We start from the raw sequence: 23,034 nt of genomic DNA on the forward strand, positions 1-23,034 counted from the left end.
TCGGCGCCCGAAAGCGGACATCCGCCGGGTCAGCGCAGCATCGCGGCCAGCAGCAGCCGCGCCTTGTCCCAGTCGCGGCGCACGGTCCGTTCGGTCAGGCCCAAAGCCTCGCCGATCTCGGCTTCGGTCAGGCCGCCGAAGTAGCGCATCTCCACCACCTGGGCCAGCCGCGGCTCGACCTGGGCCAGCGACTGCAGCGCCTCGTGCACCTGCAGCGCCTGATCGTCATCGGCGACGCCATCGCTGATCGCGGTGTCCAGCGTCACCGGGCGTTCGCCGCTGCCGCGCCGTTCGGCATGGCGTTCGCGCAATTCATCGACGATCACCGTGCGCATCACCTGGGCGGCATAGGCGAAGAACTTGCGCCGGGTCTCGACCTGCAGGCGCTGCTGGCCGGACAGCCGCAGCCAGCTTTCGTGGACCAGCGCGGTGGTGTCGAGCAGGGTCATCGGCGACGACACCGCCAGCCGCGCGTGGGCCAGCTTGCGCAGTTCGTCGAAGGCGGCGCGGAACAGCATCGCGTTGTCGACACCCTCGCCGGGCGCCTGTGCTTCGATCAGTCGGGTGATGTCGCTCATCGCCGGGGGCGCTTGCCGTCTGCGGGGTCGACGGCAAGCGGACCACAAACGGCCGGCACCGGCAACGGCCGCGATACCGCAGCGGTGATCCGCTGCGCGCGCGCCGCGCCGGTCAGCCTTCGATCAGGTCGTAATCGCCCTTCTCGGCGCCGCATTCCGGACACATCCAGTCGTCCGGGATGTCCTCGAAGCGGGTGCCCGGCGCGATGCCGGAATCGGGATCGCCGAGCGCTTCGTCGTAGACGTGGCTGCAGTAGCGGCAGCGGTAACGGCGGCTGGCGGTGCTCATGTGCTCAGGCTCCCGGCTGCGCGGCGGCCGGTGCCGGCGCGAGGTGGATGGTCGGCTGGATCGCGAAGCCGTACTGGATCGCCAAGTCGCGCTTGCGCAGCAGCGGTTCCAGCAGCTGCCAGACGCGCAGGTTGTTGTAGAACGGCGTCGACGGATACAGGTGGTGGATCAGGTGGTAGTTCTGGTACTGCAGCGCTGGCGTCAACAGCCGTTCGTAGCCGATGCGGATCGCCGTGGCGCGGGTGAGGTTCTGGTCCTGCACGGTGTCGTGCGGCACGTGCGGCAGCCAGAAGAAGCTGAAGCCGAGGGTCAGGAAGATCATTCGCGACGGCACGAACCAGAGCATCACCAGATGCCAGAAGTAGCCGTGGGCGATCAGTGCCGCGAACACCACGGCGGTGCCGGCCGTCAGCCACAGCGAGCGGCGCAGGTAGGGCCTGGACACCTTGTCGCTGTAGCGGATCGCGTGGATCAGGTACAGCAGGTCGATCGCCACCCAGCGCAGCGGCAGGCTCCAGGCCGGGCCGTGCAGCACGTTGTCCGGGTCCTTCGAGCCGCCGGTGTAGCGGTGATGCAGGATGTGGCCCCAGCGGAACAGCCGCAGGTCGACGTACGGCGCGCCCAGCCAGACGGTGGTCTGGCCGATGAAGTCGTTGAGCCGTGTGCTGGTCGAGATCGCCCGGTGGATCGAATCGTGGACGATCGAGAACGCGAAGTAGCCGATGACGCTGTTGACCACCATGCCAACCCACAGCGGTACCAGGCCGATGCCGGCCAGCACATAGCTCGACAGGTAGACGCCGAGCACAACGACCCACAGCGCAACGGTCGGCCAGGCGATCGCCGGGGCGCGGGTCAGCGTGTTGAACAGGGCCTTGTGCCCGGCATCGAGGCCGGCCAGATTCAGCGGCGCATTGCTCATCGGAAACGTCCTTTGCAAGGAGTGAAACGGGAAGGTCAGCCGCGCGGGCCGGGGCGGCGACGGCGCGGCGTGATCAGCGCCTCGACCGGCTTGAAGCGCTGCTGCTGGCTGATCGCGGCCCTGGACGGCAGGCGCATCGGCTGAGCCGCCGCCTCGCTGCCAATGATCCGCGCCACCAGCGGCTCGATCAGGTCGTCAAGCGCGCAGCCGTGCACCAGCTGGCCGCCGACATGCAGGCTCATCAGGCCGTGCAGCGATAGCCAGAACAGATGGGTCAGCGCCCTCGCCTCGCCGTGCAGCAGGCCGTCGTCGATGCCCGCTTGCACCACGTCGACCGCGTGGTCGAACAGGCCGCGCCGGGCCGCCAGCAGCGCCGGGTACTGATCCGGCGACGGCTGGTGCGTGGAGAAGATCAGCTGGTATTCGGCCGGGTGCCGCTGCACGAAGTCGACATAGGCTTCGGCCACCGAGCGGATCCGCGCCGGCAGCGGCGCGGTCACCGCTTCGCGCGCCCGCACATGGGCTTCGAACTGCTGGGTGCACAGCACACGCAGCGCCACCAGTAGTGCTTCCTTGGATTCGAAATAGCGGTACGGCAGCGTGTGACTGATGCCGGCGGCGTCCGCCAGGCGGCGGAACGAGATCGCTTCCAGCCCTTCGGCACGATAGATGTCGAGCGCCAGCGCCAGCAGCTTCTGGCGCATCGCGGTGACGGTTTCGGGACTCAGCTGGGCTCGGGCCATGAATTGATTTGACACTGTAAAATTTACACTGTCAAATTTTCCCGGCAACCTGCCCGGCACCCGCCACAACCAAAGGCGGGCCTCAAGCCAGGCGCTGCGGTATCTGATGTCATCGCAGCCATAACCAGAACACACGAGGAGATCCGCATGACCCGCCCGACCCTGCCGCTGCGTCACGATCCCGCCGCCGGACACCCGCTGATCGACGGGCCGGAAGGGCTGACGCCGCAATGGCTGACCACCGTGCTGCGCGCCGCCGGACAGTTGCAGGCGGCCACCGTCACCTCGGCAGCGACCACGCCGGTCGGCAACGGCATGCTGGGGACCAACCTGCGCATCAAGCTCGGCTATGACCGGCCGGAGGCCGGCGCGCCGGCCAGCCTGGTCGCCAAGCTGCAGGCCGCCGGCGAGACCAGCCGGGCGTCCGGCGCCGCGCTGGGCCTTTACGAGCGCGAGACGCGCTTCTACCAGATGATCGCGCCGCGCATCGGCAGCGCCGTGCCGACCGCCTGGTTCGCCGATGTCAGCGCCGATGGCGCGACCTTCTGCTTGCTGTTCGAGGATCTCGCTCCGGCCCGTGGCGGCGACCAGCTGACCGGCTGCTCGGTGGCCGATGCCGAAGCGGCGATGGACGCCGCCGCCGCGATCCACGCGCCGGTCTGGGGCGAAGCCGGCACCATCGCCCAGCCGTGGATGAGCCGCGACCTGATGGTCGGCATGTACTGCGAAAAGCTGCCGCCCTGCGTGGAGATGATCAAGCAGCGTTTCGCCGCGCTGCTGGAGCCGGGCGTGCCGGCGATCCTCGATGCCTATGCGGCGGCGATCCGGCCGTGGTTCGCGATGCAGACCCCACCGTTCACCATCGTTCATCATGACTACCGGCTCGACAACATCCTGTTCGATGCCCGCGGCGGCGCCACGCCGGTCGCCGCGTTGGACTGGCAGACGCTGATGGCCGGCCCCGGCGTGCTCGATGCGTCCTACTTCAATGGCGCCGGCCTGCTGGCCGCCGATCGCCGCGCCCACGAGGAACGCCTGGCCCGCCGCTACCACGAAGCACTGCTGGCGCGCGGCGTCCGCGACTACGCCTGGGAGCGTTGCTGGCACGACTACCGGCTGACCGCCGCGCACGGCCTGATCATGGCCGTCGTCGGCGCGGCGCTGACCACCCCGACCGAACGCGGCGACAAGATGCTGAGCACGATGATCAACCGTCATGCCCAGCAGATGATCGACCTCGGCACCCTGTCCCTGATCCGCTGAAGGCACCACGACCATGCTGACCAAGGGTGACGACTATCCGATTCACCAGACCGCCGAGCCGATCGCCTACGCCGGCACCGACCGCAATTTCTACGACCGCTACTTCTTCAACGGCTACAACCGCGAAGGCACGCTGTTCTTCGCCGCCGCGCTCGGCGTCTACCCGCTGCTGAACGTGATGGATGCAGCGTTCTGCGTGGTCGTCGACGGCGTGCAGCACAACCTGCACGCCTCGCGGCACCTGAAGATGGAGCGCATGGACACCACGGTCGGGCCGATCGCGATCGACGTCGTGGTGCCGCTGCAGCAGCTGCGCGTGCGCGTCGATTCCGCCGAGCACGGCCTGAAGGCCGAGCTGCTGTTCACCGGCTATGCCGAGGTGCTCGAAGAACCCCGCTACACGCGTCGCAATGGCCCGCGCATGTTCATGGACCTGACCCGGCTGACCCAGCAGGGCGACTACAGCGGCTGGATCGAGGTCAAGGGCCGGCGCATCGACGTCGCCGGCACCTGCGGCACCCGCGACCGTTCATGGGGCGTGCGGCCGATCGGCCTGCCCGATCCGCAACAGATGGATCCGCCGAACTTCTCGCAGTTCCACTGGATCTGGTCGCCGCTGCATTTCGACGACGGCTACCTGCTCTATCACCTGAATGCCGACGAACAGGGCGAGCCCTGGAACACCGATGCGGTGTTCGGCAAGCGCGGCAGCGGCGATGTGACCCACATGCGCCGGGCGACCTCGGCGCTGTGCATTCCGTCCGGCACCCGCCATGCGGAAGCCGCCGTGTTCAAGCTCGTCCACCGCAATGGCGACGAGAGCCGGGTCGATGTCACGGTGAAATGGCCGTTCTTCATGACCGGCCTCGGCTACTTCAATCCGGACTGGGCACACGGCCTGAACAAGGGGCCGCTGGCGGTCGGCTACGACGAGATCGTGACGGCCGACATCAAGACCCACGCGCCGCCGTACACGCACATCCAGGCCTTCGTGCACGCCACCATGACCCACACCGACGGCCGCGTGCAGCAGGGCTACGGCGTGATGGAACAGCTGCTGATCGGGCCGTACCAGCCGCTCGGGCTGACCGGCCTGCTCGATCCGATGGCCTGAAGCCGACCTGCCCGGCCGGATCTGCGCCGGGCGGCGGCACGACGGCCGCCGCTCGGGCGTCTGGCCAGCCGGGCGCGCGGCGCGCCGTCAGCGGCGCGCGTACGGGATCAGCTGCCGCCACAGCTCCAGCGTCGCGTCGACATCGCCGGAGGTCGCGCCGAGCCCCAGCGTGTAGCCGGCCAGTTCGGTACCCGGCCAGGTGTGGCCGCCGTTGTTGATCGTGTACAGCGCCACCATGCTGTCGGCGCAGCGGCCGTAGCGGCCGACATTGGCGGTGGTGCCGTCGCGGGTATCGCGGTCCGGAATCGCCATCACCGTGTAGCTGCCCGGCGCGCACTGGTTGCGCTCGGCCCAGAAGGCGGCGGTGGCCGGCGCGCTCTTCTGGCCCAGCGAGCCGCCGTACAGGGTCAGCAGATCGAGCGTGCCGTTGAACATCACCACCGGCAGCCGCCGCGGACCGCCGCAGCGATTGGCGACGCCGTCGCGGATGGTCGCGGCGACGATGGCGATACCGGCCAGCAGCGACGGCCGCTCGCAGGCCAGCCGCTGCACCATGAAGCCGCCGTTCGAGTAGCCGGCGGCGTAGACCCGGCGGCCGTCGAGGTCGTTGGCGGCCACTTCCCGGGTGATCAGCGCGTCCAGGAAGCCGACATCGTCGACCAGCCCGGTCAGCGGGTGATCGGACCACAGTGCCGCGACCGCCGCCGGCAGGTAGATCCAGGCGCCGTAGTCGGCGGCCAGGCGGCCGATGCGCGTCAGGTTCGCGGTGCGGGCCGGCGATTGCGCACGCGGATGCAGCAGCACCAGCACCGGCGCGCCGGCCGGCGCGCCGATCGGCCGGATGCCGGCATAGCTGCGGGTGATGCCGCCGGAGACGATGGTGCCGGTGAAGATTTCGGTGCCCGGCGTCGGCGTGATCACCCCGCCCAGCGGGCCGACCGGACCCAGCAGCTCGCCGGGAAATTCGCCGATCACGCCGTCCAGCAGATCGGTGCCGAGCGTCGGCTCCTCCGGGGCCGGGCTGTCAGCCGGAGCTGCGATGGCGCGCCCGCCGCCGGCCAGCGCCAGCAGCAGGACCATCGACGGGAACAGGGCACGGCAAGACGGCAGCAGGCTTCGCGACATTCGAGGGATCCGGGAGAGACAGGCGGCAGCGCCTGCGGGACTGCACCCTGACATGGCCGGCGAGAGGAAAATGTTATTTCCCGGCAATGTTGACAACGCATTTTGCCCGAATCGCCTGACGCCGGCCGTCGCGGTCGGCTTCCGGAAGCGGCCGGGAGCGCGCCACCCGGCACGCGTCAGGCCGGTGCCCCGGAAATGCCTGAATGCGGCATCGCCGGGGCGCGGCCGTGACCTCAGCCGACGTGCTTGTAGACCTGGCGCTCGAACTCGTCGCACATCTTGCGAACCGGCGCGTCCCAGAACGGCATGATCTGGGTGGCGATCACCACGGTGACGCCGGTCTTGCGGTCGATCCAGTAGTAGGCGTTCGGCAGGCCGGCCCAGGCCATCGTGCCGGGCGCGCGGCCTTCCGGCGTGGCCTGCACGTTGAGGATGAAGCTCAGGCCCCACTTCAGGTCGATGCCCGGATGCAGGTGGCAGTCGTTCGACAGCTGCGGCATCGCGGTGAAGATCTCGCCGATCTTGATGTCGCCGATGTGGTTGCGGCCCATCAGCTCGACGGTGGTCGGCGACAGCACCCGGTTGCCGTCCAGCGTGCCGCCATTGAGCAGCGCCTGGCAGAAGCGCAGGTAATGCGGCACCCGGCCGGACAGCGCGTGGCCGCCCATATCGAGTTCCACATCCGGCGGAATGCCGAACGGAATAGTGACCAGGTTGCCGTCCGGCAGACGGGCATGCATCGCCGCCGCGCGCGACAGCTGCTCCTCGTTGGCCTGGAAGCTGACATCGCTCATGCCCAGCGGCGCGAAGATGTTCCGGGCCATGTAGTCCCGCAGCCGCAGGCCGCTGGCGGCCTCGACCATGCGGCCGACCCAGTCGATGCTGACCGAGTATTCCCAGGCGGTGTCGGGATCGCGGACCAGCGCGCGGTCCAGCGTTGCCTTGGTGCCGCTGATGACATTGCCGACGCCGCGGCTTTCCAGTTCGCGGACGGTGTCCTTGTTGAAGATCTCGTAAGCGAAGCCGGAGGTGTGGGTCAGCAGGTTGCGCAAGGTCACCGGCGACTTCGGCGCCCGCAGGATCGGCGTGCCATCGGCATTCCAGCCGGTACGCACCTGCACCTTGCCGAGTTCCGGCAGCACCTTGCCGGCCGGGGCGTCGAGATCGAGCTTGCCCTGCTCGACCAGCTGCATCGCCGCCATCGCGGTGACGCCCTTGGTCAGCGAGGCGAACCAGAAGAAGGTATCCATGCTCATCGGCGTGCTGCCGCCGGTCGCCCGCAGGCCTGCCGCGCCTTCATAGATCACGCCGTTGCGGTCGGCCACGGTGGCGACCACGCCGGGGACGCCGCCCTTTTCGGTGCTGGCTTTCAGCAGGGCGTCGAGTGCGGTGTTCAAGCTCATCGGGATCTCCTCACGTCTGGGGTTGTCGTTATGACCGGTGGCCGGAGTATCACCACGCGGGTCGGGCCTGAACATCGGGGTGACTCCCTGTCGTTCGGCAGCCGGCCATCGCCGGCCGTTGCCGGCGCCGCCGCATAATGGCGCGCCGCTTTCCCGTGACCTGATGTCGCGCCGGCTCTGGGCCTGTTAACCGTCACTTTGATCGCTGCGGCGGAGGTCGCTTTTGCCCAGTGCAACTTGATCGGCGCGGCCAATGGTCGCTCCATTGGCGCGACGAGAGAGGCAGCAATGGGCAAAAGCGATCCCGCCCCGAAGGGTTGCGGCCAAAAAGCCGCCGGACTTCGTTACGAACCTTGGCCATAGTTAGGCTATGGCCTGCGGTTCGCGCCTCGCCCGGCGATTTTTTGACCTGCAACGCAGCGACCAAAATGATGGTTAACAGGCCCTTGGAACCCCCGCATGAACGCGCCTGAAACGACGCCCGCCTTCGTATTCGATTCCGCCGCACCGCAGCGCAGCCCGCTGCGCGCGGCGATCGCCGACCATTACCTGGCCGACGAAACCACGCTGGTCAACCGCCTGCTGGCGATCGCCGAACTGCCGCCCGAGCGCAGCGCCCAGGTGGTGGCCACCGCCGCCGGCTGGGTACGCCGCGTGCGCCGGCTGAAGGACACCCAGAGCGCGCTCGATGCCTTCATGCGCGAGTACGACCTGTCATCCGATGAAGGCGTGCTGCTGATGTGCCTGGCCGAAGCGCTGCTGCGCATACCGGACGACGAAACGGCCGAAAAGCTGATCGCCGACAAGCTGGCCGATGCCGACTGGGAAACCCACCTTGGCCAGTCGGAATCGCTGTTCGTCAACGCCAGCACCTGGGGCCTGATGCTGACCGGCCGCATCGTGCGCGCGCCGGCGGCCGAAGACGCCGGCTCGTTCAAGGCAGCGTGGTCGCGGCTGGTCAATCGCTCGACCGAACCGGTGGTGCGGCTCGCCATCCGCTCGGCGATGCGGATGATGGGCAGCCAGTTCGTCATGGGCCGCACGATCGCCGAGGCGCTCGAGGCTGCGCAGACCAAGGAACAGCGGCCGTACCGGCATTCCTACGACATGCTCGGCGAGGCGGCGCTGACTGCCGACGATGCCGAACGCTATCTGGCGGCCTATCTCGGCGCGATCCACGCGATCGGCGAAGCCGCGCGCAGCCTCGGCGGCAGTGTCGAGGCGCGGCCGGGCATCTCGGTGAAGCTGTCGGCGCTGCATCCGCGCTACGAGCAGGCCCAGCGCGCGCGGGTGCTGGAGGCGCTGACGCCGCGCCTGCTCCGGCTGGCGCAGACGGCGCGCGCCTCCGGCATCAGCCTGACCGTCGACGCCGAGGAAGCCGATCGCCTGTCGCTGTCGCTGGACCTGTTCGAAGCGGTCTACCGCGATCCCTCGCTCAACCACTGGGACGGCTTCGGGCTCGCCGTGCAGGCGTTCCAGAAGCGCGGCCTGGCGGTGATCGAATGGCTGGAAAGCCTGGCCCGCGAGGTCGGCCGGCGGATTCCCGTACGACTAGTCAAGGGCGCCTACTGGGACACCGAGGTCAAGCGCGCGCAGGAAGCCGGCCTGCCCGGCTATCCGGTCTACACGCGCAAGGCCAATACCGACGTCGCCTACCTGGCCTGCGCGCGCCGGCTGCTGGCCGCACGCGACGTGTTCTTCCCGCAGCTGGCCACCCACAACGCCCACACCGTGGCCGCCGTGAAAGCCTATGCCGGCGAAGCGATCGGCGGCGGCATGTCCGGCTTCGAGTTCCAGCGCCTGCACGGCATGGGCGAAGCGCTGTACGACGTGGTGCGCGAGGACTGCGCGCTGCCCTGCCGCGTCTACGCGCCGGTCGGCTCGCATTCCGACCTGCTGCCGTACCTGGTGCGCCGGCTGCTGGAGAACGGCGCCAACACCTCGTTCGTCAACCGCATCTTCGATGAGGACACGCCGCCCGAGCAGCTGGTGGCCGATCCGGTTGCCTGTGTCCGCACGCTGGCGGTCAAACCAAATCCCGGCCTGCCGCTGCCCTGCGAACTGTTCGGCGCCAGCCGCCGCAATTCCGCCGGCCTGAATCTGGCCGACGAACTGGCCGCCGCCAGCCTGGCGCGCGACCTGCAACAGGCCGAGCTGCCGGCCTGCGCCACCTCGCTGTGCTACGACGGCCCGAGCAGCAGCGGCACGCCGCAGCCGCTGCGCAATCCGGCCGACACCCGGGTCGTGATCGGCGAATGGCGGCCGTTCGACCCGGCCCGGGTACCCGACGTGGTGGCCGCCGCAATCGGCTCGTTCGAGCGCTGGGCGGCCACGCCAGTGGAATCGCGCGCGGCGATCCTCGAACGCGCTGCCGACCGCCTCGAAGCCGGCCGGGCGCCGTTCCTGCGGCTGCTGGTCAGCGAAGCCGGCAAGACCCTGCCGGATGCGATCGCCGAAGTGCGCGAGGCAGTCGATTTCCTGCGCTACTACGCGGCCAGCGCGCGTCGCCTGCTGGCCCATGCGGAAGCGCTGCCGGGGCCGACCGGCGAACACAACGAACTGCAGCTGCACGGCCGCGGCCTGTTCGTCTGCATCAGCCCCTGGAACTTCCCGCTGGCGATCTTCGTCGGCCAGATCGCTGCTGCACTGGTGGCCGGCAATCCGGTGATCGCCAAGCCGGCCGAGCAGACGCCGATGATCGCCAGCCTGATGGCGCAACTGCTGCGCGAGGCCGGCGTGCCGAGCTACGTGTTCCAGTGCCTGCTCGGCGACGGCGCGCTGGGCGCGGCGCTGGTCGCCAGCCCGCAGGTCGCCGGCGTCGCCTTCACCGGCTCGGGCGACGTGGCACGGGCGATCAACCGCACGCTGGCCTCTAGGCCCGGCCCGATCGCCACGCTGATCGCCGAGACCGGCGGCCAGAACGTGATGATCGCCGACTCCTCATCGCTGCCCGAGCAGGTCGTCAAGGACGCGCTGCAATCGGCGTTCGGCTCGGCCGGCCAGCGCTGCTCGGCGCTGCGCCTTTTGTACCTGCAGGACGACATCGCCGACCGCACACTGGCATTGCTGGCCGGTGCGATGGCCGAGCTGAAACTCGGCGACCCGGCCCGGCTGGCGACCGACATCGGCCCGGTGATCGACGGCGATGCACGCACCCGGCTGGAGGCCCACGTCGCGGCCATCACCGCCGATGGCCGTGGCCGGCTGGTCGCCCGGACGGCGCTGCCGGACAGCTGCCGCCACGGCCATTTCGTGGCGCCGACGGCGGTCGAGATCGCCGGTCTCGAAGCGCTGCACGAGGAACACTTCGGGCCGGTGCTGCACGTGGCGCGCTTCTCGTCACGGCGAATCGACGCCGTGGTCGACGCCGTCAACGCCTCCCGCTACGGCCTGACCCTGGGCGTGCACAGCCGCATCGAGGGCACCTGGCGACGGGTGCAGGCACGGGCGCGGGTCGGCAACGTCTACGTCAACCGCGGCATGACCGGCGCCGTGGTCGGCGTGCAGCCGTTCGGCGGCGAAGGCCTGTCCGGCACTGGCCCGAAAGCCGGCGGCCCGCACTACCTGCTGCGCTTCGCCAGCGAACGCACGCTGACCGTCAATACCTCGGCCGTCGGCGGCAACGCGCGGCTGCTGTCGCAGAGCGGCTGAGCCGTCATGCGGGTCTCCGATGCCGGCATCGATGTCGTCACCACCATGGCCTGGGCCGAGGACGGCGCGCCGCAGGTGATCGACGACGGCGACTACCGGCGCCTGTACTTCGGTCCGCTGCACATCCAGAGCGAGATGCATCGGGATGATCCAGTCGCGCTGCAGCTGAAGTACACGCAGCGAATGATGGCGCTGCTGCTGTTCGTGCCGAAGCCGAAGCACATCGTCATCGTCGGTCTCGGCGGCGGCTCGCTGACCAAGTTCTGCCATCGTCATCTGCCGAAGACGCGGATCACCACGATCGAGATCGACGCGCGGGTGATCGCGCTGGCGCCGGCGTTCCAGGTGCCGCCCGACGACGACCGGCATCGCATCGTCCATGCCGATGCCTGCGCCTGGTTCGCCGGCACCACCGAGCGTTTCGATGCCGTGCTGCTCGATGGCTACACCGACAGCGGCATCGCCAGCGGCTTCGGCGAACCGCAGCTGTATGCGCGAATCCGCGAAGGCCTGCGGCCGGGCGGCCTGCTGGTCGCCAACCTGCTGGTCACCGCCGACGTGCTGCGGCGCTACAAGCAGGTAATCGGCGAGGCCTTCGACCGCCAGCTGATCGCCCAGAAGATCGTTCCCGACGGCAATCACGTGCTGTTCGCGTTCAAGGCGCTGGCCGCCGAGCCGGACTGGATCGCGATGGCTGGCGAGGCACGACGGCTGGCGGCGCGTCACGGTCTCGATTTCCCGGCTTTCGTCCGCGCCCTGCGCCGCGCCTACGAACGTGGCACGGCCGACCACGCGGAAGACGCGGTGCTGCCGCTGTTCTGACCCGGCACCGCGCCCGGCACGCGGCCGGGGTGGCGCGCACCGCCAGCAGCAGCCGCCATCTGGGACCCTCCCTGTCAGACGGCGCTCTATCGCCTGGCATCGATCCGCTGGCGATACCGGAACGAGCACGCCGCATGCCACGTTGACGGCTGTTCATGTCTTTTGACATGACAATCGCAGCAAATCGACTTTCCTTATGCGTTTTAAGTGCTTGTCACGTCTTTGGTTAGTAGATTTCGACTAGCGCGGTTACACAAATCGCTTGCGGCGGCGAGAATTAACTTACTGTTCAGTAGAAAGTGTCAGATTTCCCGATATTGTGCATCCGGTAGAGCCTGATAATGGCGTCAGGTTGAGACGACGCCCGCTGCAATGCCGGTGATCTCGCCGGATTTGCCGGTATCTGATGTTTTCCCCGCCGCTGACTTCGATCCCAGGTAAATCGCTGATGCACGCTGTCAATGAAGCAGAACAGTTCTTCCAGTCAACACGACCGCGCACCTCATCGGTGCTGCCGGTCCTGAAGGCGGTGGTCGACGAACTGCTCGGCCAGGTCGGCGACGAGCAGCTGCGCGCCCTGTTCCACGCCGCCGGCGTGCGTCTGGCGGAGACCTGGCCGCTCGAGAAGGTCGAACGGCTCGGCGAGCTCGAGCACACCGCGCGAGCACTGCTCGCCGCCCACGATTGGGGCTGGCTGAGCATCGAACACCACGATGACGCGGTCGATTTCGTGCATGGCGATTCGCCGCTTGCGGCCTGGTTCGGTAGCGCTTCGCTGGCCTGGTCATCGTCGCTATTCGAAGGCCTGTATGCCACCTGGATTCGTCAGCTCGGCGCCGACGAGCGGCTGCAGCTGCGGCAGATCCGGCTGGCCGATCGCCCCGAGAGCGAACTGCGCTACCGGCTGACGCACGAAAGCCGCTTCCAGTGACGCCGACGCCCCCGCATCCAGATCGCCCTGCCGAGACCATGAGCACCGCACCCGTCAATCCATCGGAAGACGATGTCCAGCGCCTGCTGAAGCAGATGAAGATGGGCACGTTCCAGTTCCGCAGCTTCAGCCGTCCGGACGAGGCCGACGACCCGATCGAGTCCGAGCCGGAGGCCGCCGCCAGCCCGTCTGCCGCCGCGGCACCCGTGCCGGCGCCGGCCGAACCAGCGCGGCCGCCAGCCCCTTCGCAGATGCCGCCGCCCGCGCCACCGATCAAAGCGGCAGCGGCCATTCCGGCGGCAACGGTGCCGGCCAAGCCGGTGACCACGGTGCCGGTCGATGAAGCCTTCGGCCGCCTGATCCGCGAGCCGGGCCTGCGTGCCCGCCGCAAGCCGTCGATCCAGCTGAAGCTGGCGCCGCGCCCGGCGATTGTCGACGTCGCCCCGACCTCGACGCGCGAGCTGCTGCTGGTCGACGTGCTGAACCGCCTGTACCGCCTTGGCAGCGCCCGGATCAGCCTGGTCCGGCAGCGGGGTGATGCTTGAGCGTCGCGCGGGCTGATCGCGCACCCGCAAGACTGATCGCGACGGCCGGCCTGATGGTCGGCTTGGCGGTGCTGGGATCGACGCTCTGGGGTTTCGCGACCACGCCGATGACGCTGGGCTGGCAGTTCGCCGCCGGCGGCCTCGCGATGCTGATCGCGCTGGTGCTGGCGCGCTTCTCTCGGGTCACGCTGCTGTTGCTGATGGCGTTCTCGATCGCCTTCTCGACGCGCTACCTGTACTGGCGGTTCACCGAAACGCTGCCGATCGGCCCGCACCACACGGTGCTCGACCTGCTGCTGGCGCTCGGCCTGATCGCCGCCGAAACCTATGCCTACCTGATCCTGCTGCTCGGCTACTTCCAGGTCATGCGGCCGCTGCGCCGCAAGCCGGTGCCGCTGCCGGAGAACGACGACCTCTGGCCGCTGGTCGATATCTACATTCCGACCTACAACGAGCCGCTGTCGGTGGTGAAACCGACCGTGCTGGCAGCGCTGGAAATGGACTGGCCGCAGGACCGGATCAAGGTCTACCTGCTCGACGACGGCCGGCGGCCGGAGTTCGCCACATTCGCCAAACAGGTCGGCGCGGTGCACATGACCCGGCCCGACAACAACCACGCCAAGGCCGGCAACATCAACCACGCGATGACCAAGACGCGCGGCGAGTTCATCGCGATCTTCGATTGCGATCACATCCCGACCCGCTCGTTCCTGCAGCTGACGCTCGGCACCCTGCTGGCCGATCCGCGCATGGCGCTGGTGCAGACGCCTCACCATTTCTTCTCGCCGGACCCGTTCGAGCGCAACCTCAACACCTTCCGCAAGGTGCCCAACGAAGGCGAGCTGTTCTACGGCCTGCTGCAGGACGGCAACGATCTCTGGAACGCGACCTTCTTCTGCGGCTCCTGCGCGGTGATCCGCCGCACGGCGCTGGCCGAGATCGGCGGCATCGCCGTGGAAACCGTCACCGAGGACGCCCACACCGCGCTGCGCCTGCACCAGCGCGGCTGGAATTCTGCCTACATCAACATTCCGCAGGCCGCCGGCCTGGCCACCGAATCGCTGTCGGCGCACATCGGTCAGCGCATCCGCTGGGCGCGCGGCATGGCGCAGATCTTCCGGGTCGACAACCCGCTGCTGGCCAAGGGCCTGAGCCTCGGCCAGCGGCTCTGCTACACCAACGCGATGGCGCACTTCTTCTACGGCCTGCCGCGCCTCGTGTTCCTGACCAGCCCGATGGCCTTCCTGCTGCTGGGCGCGCAGATCATCAGGGCGGAAGCGCTGATGATCGTCGCCTACGCACTGCCGCATCTGGCGCTGGCGGTGATCGCCAACTCGCAGGTGCAGGGTCGCCACCGGCATTCCTGGTGGGCCGAGGTCTACGAGACCGTGCTGGCCACCTTCATCATCCTGCCGACCACGCTGGCGCTGATCAATCCGAAGCTCGGCAAGTTCAACGTGACCGCCAAGGGCGGCATCGTCGACCGCGACTACTTCGACGGCGACATCGCCAAGCCCTATTTCTTCCTGTATCTGCTGAACATGCTCGGCATCGCCGTCGGCATCGGCCGGCTGATCTTCGGCGACATGGAACTGACCCAGACCGTCTACCTGAACATGGCCTGGGCGACCTACAACCTGATCATCCTCGGCGCCGCCCTCTGCGTGGCCGGCGAGCGCAAGCAGCTGCGCCGCACGGTACGCGTGGAAGACGAACTGAAGGCGGCGGTGCGCCGTCCCGGCACCCGCAAGACGGTGCAGACCACCACCTTCGACATTTCCACCGGCGGCCTGGCGCTGCTGCCATCGCCGGAACTGGCCGATCTCGTGGTTGGCGACGCCATCGAGGTGTCGCTGGAATCGCCCGGCCGGCGGCTGTGGCTGCCGGGCACGGTTCGGCGCAGCGATCGCGAACTGCTGACCCTTGAATTCGACACGCTGAGCATCGCCCAGGAATCGAGCCTGACCCAGTCGCTGTTCGGGCGGGCCGATGCCTGGATGGACTGGCGTGACCGCGATGTCCGCGACAAACCCTTGAAAGCGATGGTGATGATTTTCCGTATTTCCCTGATGGGCTCGGGCAAGTTCTGGCGCTGGGTCGGCCGGCAGTCGATGCAGGCGCTGCGCATCGGCCGCACGGCACCGGCCCGTTCCGGCCACGGCCCGAGCGCCGCACTGCTGGCCGCTGCGCTGCTGTTCGGCCTCGGCGGCAGCGGCGACGCCCGGGCGCAGACGCCGGTCGAGGGCGCCGCCAAGACCGAATCGCTTGGCGTGCTCACCGCCAAGCCGGCCGCCGATCCGTATGCCGTCGCCGGCCGTGGCAACGCGGCCAAGGCCACGTCCGATCAGGCGGTGCACGAAACCACCCGCACGCTGAGCTTCGCCGACCTCGGCGTCGGCTTCCCGCTGCGCCTGACCACGGTGTTCGCGCAGGCCAGCGTGGCGATTCCGCTGCGCCGCGACCAGGTGGTCACCGCCGCGCGGCTGCGCCTGAAGTTCGCCCACTCGCCGTCGCTGGTCGGCCGCTTCTCGAGCATCGCCGCGCTGGTCAACGACGAAGTGGTCGACACCTTCCCGCTCGATCCGGCTACCGCCGCGCGCGGCGAGCGGGTGATCGACATCAACCCGGCGCTGTTCCTGGAGTTCAACCAGCTGCGCTTCGACGCGGCGATGCACTACGTCGATGTCGAGCGCGAGTGCGAGGACCCGACGCATACCAGCCTGTGGAGCCTGATTTCCAATCAGTCGACCATCGAGCTGACGCTGGCCTCGCTGCCGCAGCCGCCGAATCTGTCACGGCTGCCCCGGCCGTTCTTCGAGCCGAACGATCCGCGCCGCCTGCGGCTGCCGATGGTGTTCGCCTCGCGTCCGGGTGCCGACGGCATGACCGCCGCCGCGATCACCGCCAGCTGGTTCGGCGCGCTGGCCGACTACCGTGGCGCCGAGTTCCCGGTCAGCTACGGCAACGTGCTGCCGCGCGGCCACGCCGTGGTGCTGCGCAGCGGCCGCGAGTTCGAGGCACAGCTGGGCCCGGCGCCGGATGGCGTGCAGCTGCGCGTGGTCGCCCATCCGGACGATCCGGGCGCCAAGCTGCTGGTGCTCGAAGCCTCCGACGACGCCGGCCTGATCCGCGCCGCCCAGGCGCTGACGCTCGGCATGGCCTCGCTCGATGGCCCGTCGGTGACGGTCCAGGAGCTGAGCCTGCCGCCGCCGCCGCCGCGTGGCACCGCACCGCGCTGGCTCGATCCGGATCTGCCGGTGCGCCTCGGGCCGCTGGCCAGCGGCCCGACCAGCGTCCGCGGCCTGACCCCCGGCCCGATCAGCTACGACTTCCGGCTGCCGCCCGACATCTGGTTCTACGGCCAGGCCGGCGCCGAGCTGGACGTGCTGTACCGCTACGCGCCGATCACCGCCCAGGGCGCCACGCTGAGCACGCTGCTCAACGACGCCTTCATCGCCTCGAACACGCTGGCCCACGCCGGCGGCAACGGCGCCAGTACCGTCGATGCCCGGATCACGCCGGATCGCAGCCAGATCAGCATCCCGGCCGGCCGCCTCGTATCCAGCAACCGGCTGAGCTTCCAGTTCCAGTTCCGGCGCATCGCCGCGAAGCCCTGCGAATCGTTCCAGGCCGATGCCCTCGGCGGTTCGATCGACCCGGAATCGACGCTGCGCCTCGCCGCCCACGGCCGTCATGCCGAATGGCCGGACCTCGGCCGCTTCCAGAGCAGCGGCCTGCCGTTCTCGCTGCAGTCCGATTTCGGCGAGTCCGCGATCCTGCTGCCGGACAGCGCCGACGAGGACGCGCTGTCGGCGGCGCTGATGGTGGCCGGCCATTTCGGCCAGATCACCGGCGCCCCGGCGCTGCGCATCGCCGTCGACCACATCAGCAACGCCAGCCGGCACGCCGACCGCGAGCTGCTGCTGATCGGCCGGCAGCCGGAACTGGCGCTGCCGGAACGCTGGCTGGCCGATCTGCCGGTCGGCCTCGGCATCGACAACGTCAGCCTCAAGCCGCTGGCCGCGATCGACACCGTGCACGCCTGGGCGTCCGGCCGCGATCTCGACGGTGCCCGCAGCTATGCCGGCCGCATGCTGGCCGGCGGCGGCAAGGATCTGGGCATGATCATCGGCGCCCGCTCGCCGTTCGGCAGCGGCTCGGCCGTGTGGCTGACCGCCGGGCCCGGCGTGCCGCTGCTGGGCGTCGCCGAGGCGCTGATCGATCCGTCGCGCCGGCAGTTCATCGAAGGCGATGTCGCACTGCTGCGCGGCGACCGGGTCAGCGGCTACCAGCTCGGCGATCGCTGGGGCATCGGCCGCCTGCCGCTGCATCAGCAGTTCCGTGAATGGCTGAGCCGCCGGCCGTGGCTGATGACGCCGCTGGCGCTGCTGTTCGCCACCGTAGCGATGTTCCTGCTGCGCCAGTCCCTGCGCCGTCGCGCTGCCCGTCGCCTGAAAGGCGGCGCGGCATGAGCCCAGGATTGTCCCGCCGACGCCTGCTCGCAGCCGGCGCCGGCCTGATGCTCGGTGCGCCGCTGCTGGCCTCAGGCAGCGCCGCGCCGGCGCGCGCCTGGCCAGCCTGGGAGCAGTTCGCGGCCGGCTTCATCCGTGACGATGGCCGCGTCGTCGACTGGACCGATAACGCCCGCAGCACCTCCGAAGGCCAGTCCTACGCGCTGTTCTTCGCGCTGGTGGCCGGCGACCGGACACGCTTCGACCGTGTGCTCGGCTGGACCCGCGACAACCTCGCCGCCGGCAGTCTCCACCAGCATCTGCCGGCCTGGCACTGGGGCAAGACCGACACCGATACGGCGCCGCTCTGGGACGTGATCGATCCCAATTCGGCGTCCGACGCCGATCTGTGGATCGCCTACGTGCTGCTGCAGGCCGGCCGGCTGTGGCAGCGGCCGGCGCTGATCGCCGAAGCGCAGGCGCTGCTGGCACTGGTGGAGGCACAGGAACTGCGCCGCGCCAGCGCGCTGAGCCTGCTGCTGCCAGGCCCGCAGGGTTTCGAAAGCGAGGCCGGCCTGCGCCTGAATCCAAGCTATCTGCCGCCGTTCCTGCTGAAGAATCTCGCCACCGAACGGCCGCACGGGCCGTGGCAGGCGGTGCTCGACAGCCATCTGCGGCTGCTGCCCTCGCTAGCGCCCGGTGGCCGGATGCCGGACTGGTATCTGCTGACGCCGCGCGGACCGCGCCTCGATGTCGGCAGCGACGGCCGCGGCAGCTACGACGCGATCCGCAATTACCTGTGGGCCGGCATCGGCCCGGCGTCGATGCCGGAAGCGCGCGCCCAGCTGGCGGCGCTGAAGCCGTTCCTGGCGCTGCTGCGCGGCATCGGCCGGACGCCGGAAGTCTGGTATCCGGACGGCCGCGCGCCGACCGGCATCGGCCCGCCCGGCTTCGATGCCGCGCTGCTGCCGTTCCTGACCGCCTGCGGCGCCGACGATCTGGCCAGCGCCGCCCGCGCGCGGCTGGATCGCGCCCGGCTCGGCGATCTGCTGGGCTCGCCGGCCCGCTATTACGACCAGGTGCTCGCGCTGTTCGGCGAAGCCCACGACCAGAATCGCTATCGCTTCGGCCCGGACGGCCGACTGGAGTTGCCATGAAGCCGTCGCACCCGCCCCGCCGTGTCGCCCAGCGCGCCTGGCTCTATGCCGTGCCGATCCTGTTCGCGGCCGGCGGCAGCCTGCCGGTGCAGGCCCAGCCGGACCCGGCCGCGCTCGGCGCGCTGATCGAGCAGGGCCGCTACTGGGATGGTCGCGAGCAGTACGGCCGCGCCCGGGAAGCCTGGCAGCGCGTGGTCGACGCCGATCCCGGCAACGCCGAAGCGCTGAGCCGGCTGGTGGCACTGGCCGTGCGCCAGAACGACGATGCCGGTGCCCGCCGCTATCTCGACCGGCTGCGCAGCGCTGCGCCGAACAGCACCGCGCTGAAGCAGGCCGAAGCCCTGGTCGCCGGCACGGGCGGTGGGCCACGCGCCAAGAGCGACAGCAGTCCCGACGCCGCCGCGCTGACCCGCGCCCGCAACGCCGCCGCCGCGCAGGATTACGACGGCGCCGTGAAGGCCTATCGGGACGCCTTCGGCGGCGAGCCGAAGGGCGGCCCGAACGCGCTGGAGTACTACCAGACGCTGGGCGCCACCGAGAACGGCTGGGCGCCGGCGGAACGCTGGATGCGCGACAACGCCGCCCGCAATCCGGGCGACGCCAATGCCGCGCTGGCCTTCGCCCAGCACCTGACCTACCGCGAAAAGACCCGCCGCGAAGGCATCGACCGGCTGATCGCGCTGCGCAGCCAGCCGGCCGTGGGCGCCAGCGCCCGCAAGTCCTGGCGGCAGGCGCTGATCTGGCTGGAGCCGCGTGCGGCCGACGCGCCGCGCTACCGCAACTGGCTGGACAGCGAGCCGGACGACGCCGAGGTCAAGGCCAAGCTCGCCAGCCTGGCCAATGCCCAGCGCGCGGAGGCCAACGCGGCCTACGGCGCCAAGGTCAAGCAGCTGTTCGGCACTGCCGAAGGCGGCGATCTGGCCGGCGCCGAAGCCGGCTTCAACGACATCCTCAAGAGCAGCCCGAACAACGCCGATGCGCTCGGCGGCCTCGGCGTCGTGCGGCTGCGCCAGCAGCGCTACGACGATGCCCGCGACTACCTGGAACGCGCCCGCGCCGCTTCGCCGGCCACCGCCGGCCGCTGGCGCGAAGCGCTGCTGGCCGCCACCTTCTGGTCGCGCATCCAGGGCGCCGAGAAACTGCGGCTGGCCGGCAACTATCCGGCCGCCGACAGCGCCTACAGCGCCGCCTTTGCCGCCGCGCCGTCGGAAGTGCCGGACACCATCCGTCTCGCCCACGCCGACGTGCTGCTGAACCGCGGCAAGGACAAGGACGCCGAAGCGATTGCCCGCGACGCGCTGCGCCGCAACGACAACAACGCCGACGCCATCGCCGTGCTGCTGACCGTGCTGAGCCGCAGCGGTCGCGATGCCGAGGCGCTGGCGCTGTCGCGCAAGGCCCCGGCAACGCTGCGGCCGCAGGTCGAGGCGCTGCGCGGCGAGCAGCTGCGCCGGCGCGCCAAGCAGGCCCGCGAGGCCGGCGATCTGGCGCAGAGCGAGCGCCTGCTCAACGATGCGCTGATCGAGCAGCCGACCAATCCCTGGGTGCGGCTGGACCTGTCCGAGGTCTACCGCAAGCAGGGCCGGCGCGCCGAGGCCGCGACCCTGCTCGATGGCCTGGCCGCCACCCACGGCCGCAGCAAGGACGTGCGGCTGGCGCAGGCCTACTTCGCCGCCGAACAGCAGGACTGGGCCGGCGTGCTGAACCGCCTGGAAACCTTCAGCGAAGACGAGCGCAGCCAGGAGGCCATCGCGCTGCAGCGCCGCGCCTGGGTGCAGTACCAGCTGGAGCGCTCGCGGATCGCGCTGCGCCGGGGCCGCCCCGGTGATGCCCACCGCATCCTCACCGAAACCGATGTCGCCGCCGAAGGCGATCCGGAACTGCTGGCGGCGCTGGCCAACGGCTGGGCCGACCTGAAAGATCCGGCGCGCGCGGTCGCCTACATGCGCCGGGCAATGGGCGACGGCCGGACCGCCACGCCGGCACTGCGCGCGCAGTACGCGGCGCTGCTGCTGAGCGCCGGCCAGGACGCCGAATTCGAAGTGGTGGCCGAGGACCTGGCCCGCCGCAAGGACATCGACCCGGCCGGTCAGGCCGCGCTCGACGAGCTGGTGATCGGCTATCGGATCAAGCTCGCCGACCGCGCGCGCAGCGACAAGCGCTATCCGGAAGCCTACGTGCAGCTGCGCGATGCGGTGGCCCGCTACCCGTCGAACGTGCAGGTGCAGATGGCGCTGGCCCGGTTGCTGACCGATGCCCGCGACATCGACGCCGCCGCGTCGATCTACTCAAGCCTTGCCAAGCGTGCGCCGGACGATGCCGACATCCGTCTCGGCCTCGTCGACACCCTGCTGGCCGGCGGCCGGCTGCCCGATGCGCAGCGGGAAATCGACCGCGGCCTGAGCGTCGACGCCGGCAATCCGCGCTGGCTGCGTGCCTCCGCGCGACTGGCCGAGCAGCAGGGCCGCAAGGGCGCGGCGCTGAAGGCCTACCAGCGCGCCGAAGCGCTGGAGCGCGACGCACCGCAGGACCAGCCGGCGCCGCAGCTGGCCTGGATCGATCCGCGCCAGCCGGAACTGGCGCTGCCGGCGCCGGTGGCGCAGATGCTGGCGGCAACCACGCCGGACGCCCCCGGACCACTGTCGCCGCGCGCCACCGGGCTGGCCAGCGCGCCGTCGGTGCAGGCAGCAGTGACGCCGCCGCAGCCGGGCCTCGGCCTGCGCGCCAGCAACACGCTGGGCAGCGGCGATCCGCTGGCTGCCTGGCAGGCGGCGCAGGTGCAGCAGCCGGTCTGGCTGAAGCTGGGCGAGTCGACCGCGCCGAAGACCGATGCCAATGCCACGGCCGTCGCGGCCGGCCGCTATCCGGTCGAGCCGGGGCCGGTCAGCCGGCTGGAATCGGCGACCAGCGGCTGGGTCGGCGGCGAAACGGCGATCCGCTCGCGCAGGGGCGAAGGCGGCCTGTCGCAACTGTTCGACATCGAGACGCCGGTGACCCTGAATCTCGACGAGACCCGCTTCGGCCAGGTGTCGGTCTCAGCCTCGCCGGTCTATCTCGATGCCGGCACCGCCAGCGGCCGCCGGCTGCTGCGGGTCGGCACCGGCGCGCTGGTCGGCAACACCAGCACGGGCACCGGCACCCGCGATGCCGGCGGCGTCGCCTTCGGGCTCGGCTACAAGCTCGGCGACTTCAAGGCCGACATCGGCGTGTCGCCGATCGGCTTCGAAGTCGAGCGGCTGGTCGGCGGCATTTCCTGGCGCTACAACCCGGATGAATGGCGGCTGGGCGCGGAAGTGTCGCGGCGCGCCGTTGCGGAAAGCCTGCTCGCCTACGCCGGCGCCAAGGACCCGCTGCTCGGCAAGACCTACGGCGGCGTGTCGCGCACCGGCGGCCGGGTCGACGTGGCCTGGGATTCCGGCGCGTTCGGCCTGTACGGCTACGGCGGCTTCTACAGCTACGACGGCCGCAACGTCGAGACCAATGCCTCGGTGCTCGGCGGCGCCGGCGCCTTCGGGCGCACGGCGCTGGCTCCGAACCACGGTCTGACCTACGGCCTGAACCTGACCGTGTTCGGCTTCGATGACAACCGCCGCTTCTACACCTTCGGCCACGGCGGCTACTTCAGCCCGCAGATCTTCACGGCAGTGACGGTGCCGGTGCAGTGGGCCGGCATCAGCGGCGCGCTGAGCTGGAACCTCAGCGCTGCGGTCGGCGTGCAGAGCTTCCGCGAGGACGGCGCGGCCTACTACCCGGGCTTCGACGGCCTGCAGACGGAGCTGGAGCGCGTCGCGGCGCTGAACCCGCAGCTGGAGCTGAGCACCGGCTATGCGTCCCAGCGCAGCACCGGCCTGGGCTACACCGCGAAGGCGCTCAGCGAATACCGGGTGGCGCCGAGGCTGACGGTCGGCGGCCTGTTCTCGATCGACAACGCCCGCAACTTCCGCGAACTGCAGGCGCATGGCTACCTGCGCTGGTACTTCTCGGCCCAGCCGCCGGAAGCGACCGACCCGGCCCCGATCCTGCCGTTCTACCAGTACTGA

General features: G+C 69.9%; 15 protein-coding genes. 9 read left to right on the forward strand and 6 right to left on the reverse strand.

Annotated elements, in window-relative coordinates; translation table 11 throughout:
- Positions 1–29: 29 nt before the first annotated feature.
- The 4 genes from ACTIGJ_RS13165 to ACTIGJ_RS13180 form a co-directional block, all read right to left on the reverse strand.
- Entirely contained in the window at positions 30–578 is a 549-nt protein-coding gene (locus ACTIGJ_RS13165; RefSeq protein WP_439640784.1) for an ECF-type sigma factor, read from the reverse strand.
- Between the two features lie 112 nt (positions 579–690).
- Positions 691–867, reverse strand: a complete 177-nt coding sequence (locus tag ACTIGJ_RS13170; RefSeq protein WP_439640785.1) for a rubredoxin — start codon at positions 865–867, stop codon at positions 691–693.
- A 4-nt stretch (positions 868–871) separates the two neighbouring features.
- Positions 872–1,789: a fatty acid desaturase gene (locus tag ACTIGJ_RS13175; RefSeq protein WP_439640786.1), complete on the reverse strand. Its 918-nt coding sequence runs from the start codon at positions 1,787–1,789 to the stop codon at positions 872–874.
- 35 nt (positions 1,790–1,824) lie between these two features.
- Positions 1,825–2,532 (reverse strand): TetR/AcrR family transcriptional regulator, encoded by a 708-nt coding sequence (locus tag ACTIGJ_RS13180; RefSeq protein WP_439640787.1) that lies wholly within the window; start codon positions 2,530–2,532, stop codon positions 1,825–1,827.
- A gap of 147 nt (positions 2,533–2,679) precedes the next feature.
- Here ACTIGJ_RS13180 and ACTIGJ_RS13185 point away from each other — a divergent pair, with 147 nt between their 5' ends.
- Both ACTIGJ_RS13185 and ACTIGJ_RS13190 read left to right on the forward strand, forming a co-directional pair.
- A complete protein-coding gene (locus tag ACTIGJ_RS13185) occupies positions 2,680–3,795 on the forward strand; it encodes a phosphotransferase (protein WP_439640788.1) in 1,116 nt (371 codons plus the stop codon).
- Positions 3,796–3,808: 13 nt separating this feature from the next.
- Positions 3,809–4,909, forward strand: a complete 1,101-nt coding sequence (locus ACTIGJ_RS13190) for a hypothetical protein (RefSeq protein ID WP_439640789.1) — start codon at positions 3,809–3,811, stop codon at positions 4,907–4,909.
- A gap of 87 nt (positions 4,910–4,996) precedes the next feature.
- On the opposite strand, the gene ACTIGJ_RS13195 is transcribed toward ACTIGJ_RS13190, so the two are convergent.
- Together ACTIGJ_RS13195 and ACTIGJ_RS13200 are read right to left on the reverse strand one after the other, a co-directional pair.
- Positions 4,997–6,034: an alpha/beta hydrolase family esterase gene (locus ACTIGJ_RS13195; protein WP_439640790.1), complete on the reverse strand. Its 1,038-nt coding sequence runs from the start codon at positions 6,032–6,034 to the stop codon at positions 4,997–4,999.
- Positions 6,035–6,267: 233 nt separating this feature from the next.
- Positions 6,268–7,437 (reverse strand): serine hydrolase domain-containing protein, encoded by a 1,170-nt coding sequence (locus tag ACTIGJ_RS13200; protein WP_439640791.1) that lies wholly within the window; start codon positions 7,435–7,437, stop codon positions 6,268–6,270.
- A gap of 459 nt (positions 7,438–7,896) precedes the next feature.
- On the opposite strand from ACTIGJ_RS13200, the gene putA reads away from it, so the two are divergent.
- From putA to ACTIGJ_RS13235, 7 genes are all read left to right on the forward strand, one after another.
- Positions 7,897–11,088, forward strand: coding sequence for a bifunctional proline dehydrogenase/L-glutamate gamma-semialdehyde dehydrogenase PutA (gene putA / locus ACTIGJ_RS13205; protein WP_439640792.1), 3,192 nt, complete (start codon positions 7,897–7,899; stop codon positions 11,086–11,088).
- A 6-nt stretch (positions 11,089–11,094) separates the two neighbouring features.
- On the forward strand, positions 11,095–11,910 hold the full coding sequence (locus ACTIGJ_RS13210) for a fused MFS/spermidine synthase (protein ID WP_439640793.1): 816 nt from the start codon (positions 11,095–11,097) through the stop codon (positions 11,908–11,910).
- Positions 11,911–12,358: 448 nt separating this feature from the next.
- On the forward strand, positions 12,359–12,841 hold the full coding sequence (gene bcsD / locus ACTIGJ_RS13215; protein WP_439640794.1) for a cellulose biosynthesis protein BcsD: 483 nt from the start codon (positions 12,359–12,361) through the stop codon (positions 12,839–12,841).
- A gap of 38 nt (positions 12,842–12,879) precedes the next feature.
- The gene (locus tag ACTIGJ_RS13220; protein WP_439640795.1) at positions 12,880–13,386 is read left to right on the forward strand and encodes a hypothetical protein; all 507 of its coding nucleotides are present in this window, start codon (positions 12,880–12,882) and stop codon (positions 13,384–13,386) included.
- Complete coding sequence (gene bcsA, locus ACTIGJ_RS13225) at positions 13,383–17,858, forward strand: UDP-forming cellulose synthase catalytic subunit (RefSeq protein ID WP_439640796.1); 4,476 nt, start codon at positions 13,383–13,385, stop codon at positions 17,856–17,858. Before ACTIGJ_RS13220 ends, bcsA begins: the two co-directional genes overlap by 4 nt.
- Entirely contained in the window at positions 17,855–18,994 is a 1,140-nt protein-coding gene (gene bcsZ / locus ACTIGJ_RS13230; protein ID WP_439640797.1) for a cellulose synthase complex periplasmic endoglucanase BcsZ, read from the forward strand. The genes bcsA and bcsZ overlap by 4 nt, the downstream gene beginning before the upstream one ends.
- On the forward strand, positions 18,991–23,034 hold the full coding sequence (locus ACTIGJ_RS13235) for a cellulose synthase subunit BcsC-related outer membrane protein (protein ID WP_439640798.1): 4,044 nt from the start codon (positions 18,991–18,993) through the stop codon (positions 23,032–23,034). Before bcsZ ends, ACTIGJ_RS13235 begins: the two co-directional genes overlap by 4 nt.

This window comes from Nevskia sp. (assembly GCF_051860985.1).
In the GTDB taxonomy this organism is placed as follows: Bacteria; Pseudomonadota; Gammaproteobacteria; order Nevskiales; family Nevskiaceae; genus Nevskia.

Bases quoted from the DNA above. Each gene is read 5' to 3' on its own strand.
- ACTIGJ_RS13165 (WP_439640784.1), bottom strand. From the start codon at position 578: ATGAGCGACATCACCCGACTGATCGAAGCACAGGCGCCCGGCGAGGGT.
- ACTIGJ_RS13170 (WP_439640785.1), bottom strand. From the start codon at position 867: ATGAGCACCGCCAGCCGCCGTTACCGCTGCCGCTACTGCAGCCACGTC.
- ACTIGJ_RS13175 (WP_439640786.1), bottom strand. From the start codon at position 1,789: ATGAGCAATGCGCCGCTGAATCTGGCCGGCCTCGATGCCGGGCACAAG.
- ACTIGJ_RS13180 (WP_439640787.1), bottom strand. From the start codon at position 2,532: ATGGCCCGAGCCCAGCTGAGTCCCGAAACCGTCACCGCGATGCGCCAG.
- ACTIGJ_RS13185 (WP_439640788.1), top strand. From the start codon at position 2,680: ATGACCCGCCCGACCCTGCCGCTGCGTCACGATCCCGCCGCCGGACAC.
- ACTIGJ_RS13190 (WP_439640789.1), top strand. From the start codon at position 3,809: ATGCTGACCAAGGGTGACGACTATCCGATTCACCAGACCGCCGAGCCG.
- ACTIGJ_RS13195 (WP_439640790.1), bottom strand. From the start codon at position 6,034: ATGTCGCGAAGCCTGCTGCCGTCTTGCCGTGCCCTGTTCCCGTCGATG.
- ACTIGJ_RS13200 (WP_439640791.1), bottom strand. From the start codon at position 7,437: ATGAGCTTGAACACCGCACTCGACGCCCTGCTGAAAGCCAGCACCGAA.
- putA (WP_439640792.1), top strand. From the start codon at position 7,897: ATGAACGCGCCTGAAACGACGCCCGCCTTCGTATTCGATTCCGCCGCA.
- ACTIGJ_RS13210 (WP_439640793.1), top strand. From the start codon at position 11,095: ATGCGGGTCTCCGATGCCGGCATCGATGTCGTCACCACCATGGCCTGG.
- bcsD (WP_439640794.1), top strand. From the start codon at position 12,359: ATGCACGCTGTCAATGAAGCAGAACAGTTCTTCCAGTCAACACGACCG.
- ACTIGJ_RS13220 (WP_439640795.1), top strand. From the start codon at position 12,880: ATGAGCACCGCACCCGTCAATCCATCGGAAGACGATGTCCAGCGCCTG.
- bcsZ (WP_439640797.1), top strand. From the start codon at position 17,855: ATGAGCCCAGGATTGTCCCGCCGACGCCTGCTCGCAGCCGGCGCCGGC.
- ACTIGJ_RS13235 (WP_439640798.1), top strand. From the start codon at position 18,991: ATGAAGCCGTCGCACCCGCCCCGCCGTGTCGCCCAGCGCGCCTGGCTC.